The organism is Streptomyces sp. AC558_RSS880, from assembly GCF_019049255.1.
Taxonomy (GTDB): domain Bacteria; phylum Actinomycetota; class Actinomycetes; order Streptomycetales; family Streptomycetaceae; genus Streptomyces.
Map to the genome: position 1 here is coordinate 1 of NZ_JAGMUJ010000087.1, position 4,440 is coordinate 4,440.

3 protein-coding genes and 1 pseudogene are annotated in these 4,440 nt (G+C 65.0%); 3 read left to right on the forward strand and 1 reads right to left on the reverse strand.

What is annotated here, in order from left to right:
• Nucleotides 1–147: 147 nt before the first annotated feature.
• Nucleotides 148–2,184 carry an ATP-binding protein gene (locus tag KUM38_RS27315; protein ID WP_254397830.1) on the forward strand — a complete coding sequence of 679 codons (2,037 nt, stop codon included), beginning with the start codon at nt 148–150 and terminating at the stop codon, nt 2,182–2,184.
• 119 nt (nt 2,185–2,303) lie between these two features.
• On the opposite strand, the pseudogene KUM38_RS43705 reads toward KUM38_RS27315, so the two are convergent.
• A pseudogene (locus tag KUM38_RS43705) lies at nt 2,304–2,844 on the reverse strand (helicase associated domain-containing protein); the annotation flags it as partial.
• 180 nt (nt 2,845–3,024) lie between these two features.
• Between KUM38_RS43705 and KUM38_RS27325 the strand changes: the two are divergent.
• Together KUM38_RS27325 and KUM38_RS27330 are read left to right on the forward strand one after the other, a co-directional pair.
• Complete coding sequence (locus KUM38_RS27325; RefSeq protein ID WP_374227086.1) at nt 3,025–3,939, forward strand: IS5 family transposase; 915 nt, start codon at nt 3,025–3,027, stop codon at nt 3,937–3,939.
• Nucleotides 3,940–3,946: 7 nt separating this feature from the next.
• Complete coding sequence (locus KUM38_RS27330; protein ID WP_217132944.1) at nt 3,947–4,318, forward strand: hypothetical protein; 372 nt, start codon at nt 3,947–3,949, stop codon at nt 4,316–4,318.
• The last annotated feature ends 122 nt before the right edge of the window (nt 4,319–4,440 follow it).

Sequence of the window (4,440 nt, forward strand, 5' to 3'; positions counted from 1 at the left end):
CAGGAGGCCCTGCCTTCATGCGCGTACCTGCGGAAGATCACCCGACCAGGAACCCTGTTCGATCCACACGTTCCAAGATCGGTTGAGATACGGCTTCTTACGCAAGGCGATGTGTACCGCACTGTGCGAAACCGGTACGGTCACCGCATGTCTGGGGAGCACAGCACACAAGGGACCGCACACGCGCGAGTTGGCGTGGTCAGCGAGGGACTGCCAGCGCAGAGTGGACCGCCGCTGACGGAGTTTGAGCTCTCGGTCGGCGAGCGCAAGATCCTCCAGTTCAAGAAGAAGCCTCAGATCACGGCCGTTGCCGAACTGGTGTGGAACGCCCTGGACGCCAACGCCACCGAGGTCCAGGTCGAATTGCATCGTTCCGACATGAAAGCGATCACTGACGTCGTGGTGACCGACAACGGTCACGGCATGACGCCCGAGCGAGCGCGCACCGCTTTCCAGGCATACGGCACCACCTGGAAGACCAGCAGGACCCACACCGAGGGCGGAGAGCGGATCCTGCACGGCCGCAACGGTGAAGGGCGTCTCTTCGCCTTCGCCCTGGGCGACCGGCTCACCTGGGAGTCGGCGGCCGTGGTCGACGACGCCCTGGTCGGAGTTCGGATTACTGGCAACGCTGACCACGCCACCATCTGGCAGGTGGAGGAGACCGATCCGCCCCGGGAAAGATCCGGCACGACAGTCCGAGTCTCCGTGCCCCAGGGCAAGCCGCTCAGCAGTCTGGAACGTGACGACGCCGCTGCGAACCTCACCGCGAAGCTGGCGTTCTACCTCCGGGCCTACCCGCACGTGCACGTTACGTTCGACGGCAGACGGCTCGACCCCAGCGACATCATCGTCGGCGAACCCGTCGACCTGGAGCTGGACCTCTCGGAGGAGTACGCCGGCGAAGACCCGTCCCCGGTCGTCACCTTCGTCGAGTGGAACAAGCGGATGAGCGACCGCAAGATGCTCCTCTGCAACGCCGACGGCATCGCCCTGGGAGAGCACGGCAGCGACTGGTCCGACGGCATCATCAGCTTTACCCCCTACCTGCGTGCCAACCTGTTCAACGGGCTATCGGTCGACGACTTGCACGGCCTGACCATGTCCCACTCCGGGCTCCTGGACGCGGCCGTCAAGGCCGTCCAAAAGCACCTGGCGGTACGCGGGGCCCAGATCTCGGCAGAAGTCGTGCGGCAGCTTAAGACCGAAGGCATCTACCCTTACGACGACCAGCCAGCCACCGGCGCACTTGCCATAGAGCGCCAGACCTTCGACGTCGTTGTCACAGCAGCCCGCCATGCGCTGCCCACCAGGGGGCCGGCGCGCAATCTTTCCGTCAACCTCATCCGTACCGCTCTGGAGAGCAGCCCCGGCGACCTGCACACCATCCTCGAAAAGGTCCTGGCGCTCAGCGACGATGACCGCCGGCATTTGAAGAATCTGCTCGACAGCACAGACCTCACTCACGTCATTGGCGCGGCCACCACGGTCACCAACCGCCTGAACTTCATCCAAGCACTGCGCAAGATGCTCGCCGACGAACACCTGCGCAAGAACCTGCGCGAGGTCGACCAGCTCCATCCCATGGTCAACAAGAACTTGTGGCTGTTCGGTGAGGACTGGCACATGACCAGAAGTGAAATGGGGCTCACCAACGTCCTGCAAGCCCACCTGGAAGACCACCTTGGTGAAGATGTGGTCCTGGAGCACGAGCTCGAAGTCGTGACCCAGCCCGACGGGCGTAGCGGCCGCGTCGACATCCTGATGTTCCGCAGCCGCCGGGACGACAACTCCACTGAACGCCTCGTCATCGAGCTCAAGCGCCCCACGGTGCAAGTCGGCCCGAAGGAACTCGCACAGATCAAGGGCTACGCCCAGGCCATCGTCGACGATCCGCAGTACAGCGGAGTCGGCTGCAAGTGGCGCTTCTACCTTGTCACCTACGACTACTCCGACAAAATCCTTCGCGACATCCGGCAGAAGGACCGCCCTGCAGGCCTCGCCGACGTGCAGGAAGAATACGAAGTCTGGGTCAAGAGCTGGGGCGAGATCCTCGACGCTGGGGAGAGGAAGCTGCGGTTCTTCCAAGAGCAGCTGAACTACGAGGCCACCGACGACCGCGTCACTCAGCACCTGCGCGAGAGCTACTCACATTTCATTCCTGACGCCCTGGCGCAGCCGTAGGACGAAGCAGGGGGACCGGCTCGGAAGGCGCAGGGCAAGAGAAGTAGTGAGATCCCGAGGCGTGGTCTCGGGACCTCACGCAATCTGGCTCAGAGGCCGGACAACGGCCGTGTCACGCATCACTTGATGCCGAGCTTTCGTAGGGCGGTGAGGTGGTCGGCGTCCAGCCGGTCCCTCTTCGATTTGGTGTTCGAAATCCATACGCCCAGTTTCACGGCGACCGGTTCCGTCTCGCCGTCGACCGTGATCTCTTCGCTGTGGCCGCGTAGGACCGGTCGGTGGGCGCCTTCCCGCTCCACCCACTGCGCGAGCGCCGCGAGGCGCCGCTGGAAGGCCTGCTGTGCCTTGATCAGCCCCTTTGCCACGTTCCCTGGTCGCCGGATCGGGAGACGGCATCTGAACGGGCTGCACGCCCAGCTTGGACAGCCATTCCTGCTGCTCGGTCGACAGCAGCTTCCAGGTGCTCGGGTTCTTCTGCCGCTTCAGCCACTCGTCCAGGTCGTCGCCCTCGAACAGCACGCCGGGTTGGATCTCGGGCAGGGCGCCGTCGGCGTCGACCAGGTCCGCGAGCACGCGGTAGTGCCGCTGCCAGTCCAGCGGCCAAGGGCAGTTCCAGTCCGGGTCGATCGCGGCCAGCTGCGCCGCGTGCGATCTCTCGGGTTGGTGTCGGTGGTGGTGAGAGTCGGTCCTGCTGGTCCAGGGGTTGGTGTTACGGGGCTGGTCAGTGGGTGTTTTTGGGTGGGTGGGCTGCTGTCATGAGGTGAGAGATTGAGGGGTGGGATCGCTGTCGTGGGGCTTTATCGCATGGCAGCTGATGCTGTCTCAGGTCGCGTTTGAGATCTGCCATGTCCTGTGGCGGGAGTGGTCGTTGAGCCTGCCGTGACCGGTATTGGGGGGTATCCGTCGGACCTGACCGATGAGCAGTGGACGCTGGTGGAGCTGTTGCTCCCGCCGCCACGGACTGGGCCGAAGGGCGGGCGACGCGAGAAGCACTCGCGACGACGGATCGTGGACGCGATCTTCTACGTGGTGCGGACGGGCTGCGCTTGGCGGCAGCTGCCGAAGGACTTCCCGCCCTGGCAGACCGTGTACTGGTACTTCGTACGCTGGCACGACGAGGGCACCGTCACCCGAGTTCACGACGCCCTGCGCGCCCAGGTCCGCCGGGTCGAGGGGCGAAGCGAGGAGCCCAGTGCCGGGCTGATCGACTCGCAGTCGGTCCGCACCGCTGACACCGTCCCCGCAGCCACACGCGGTTTCGATGCGGGCAAGAAGGTCAAGGGCCGCAAGCGGTTCCTGGTCACCGATACTCTCGGCTTGCTGCTGGCCGTTCACGTCATGACCGCGAGTATCCAGGACCGCGACGGAGCCAGGCGTCCGCTGCTGTGGGCCCGGCTGGACCACCCGTCTGTGCGGAAGGTCTGGGCCGATCAGGGCTTCGCCGGCCGCCTGGTGGACTGGACCGCCCAGGTCCTCGGCCGCGAGCTGGAGATCGTCCGAAAAGACCCCGGCCAGCGGGGTTTTCGGGTCCAGCCCAAGCGGTGGGCGATCGAGCGGACCTTTTCCTGGCTGACCGCCCATCGCCGCCTGGCCCGCGACTATGAGCACCATCCCGCCCACGCCGAGACCATGATCCGCTGGGCCATGATCAGCGTTATGGTCCACCGGCTTGCCCGGGGATGCCCGGCCACGCGTCCAGGTCCTCGCCCCCTGCGCCGCATCGCTGAGGAGCAGAACCAGACCCGTAAGCGATGATCGCTGCATGGAGCGTGTCGTAGACCTCGATGAAGCCGCTGCCGCCGTCGCGGACCGCCTACCTGCTTGGCAGGCCGCGGGGCTGACTGCCGAGCCCGTAACCTGGCGCGACGAGGCGGCCCGGTGGCCCCAGCAACCGAAGACAGAGCGCTCCCAGGTCAACGACCCCGACTCGGTCGGCATTCATCTGCACGGTCCGAATGAGGCCGAACTCCTCGTTGTCGTCTACCGCGGCGGGTGGGCCGACATCGACTACATGGTCGATGCCGACGACGCAGGTGTGATCCCCGCCCCCACGGTGGTCTCCGCTCAGGCGTTCGCCTCTCTACTCGACGCCTGCATCACTCGTGTCTTCGGCATCAGCTACGACGTCAAGTAGAGACCAGATCTCAAACGCGGTCTCAGAGGTCGTTTTCACCTGTAATGCATTGTTATAGCCGGTTTTCTGCGGTGGGCTGGTGTGGTGTTGATGAGGCTGCCGATCCAAGTGGGGCTCAGGGG

Coding starts and splice junctions, on each gene's coding strand:
- KUM38_RS27315 (WP_254397830.1), top strand. CDS start 148: ATGTCTGGGGAGCACAGCACACAAGGGACCGCACACGCGCGAGTTGGC.
- KUM38_RS27330 (WP_217132944.1), top strand. CDS start 3,947: ATGGAGCGTGTCGTAGACCTCGATGAAGCCGCTGCCGCCGTCGCGGAC.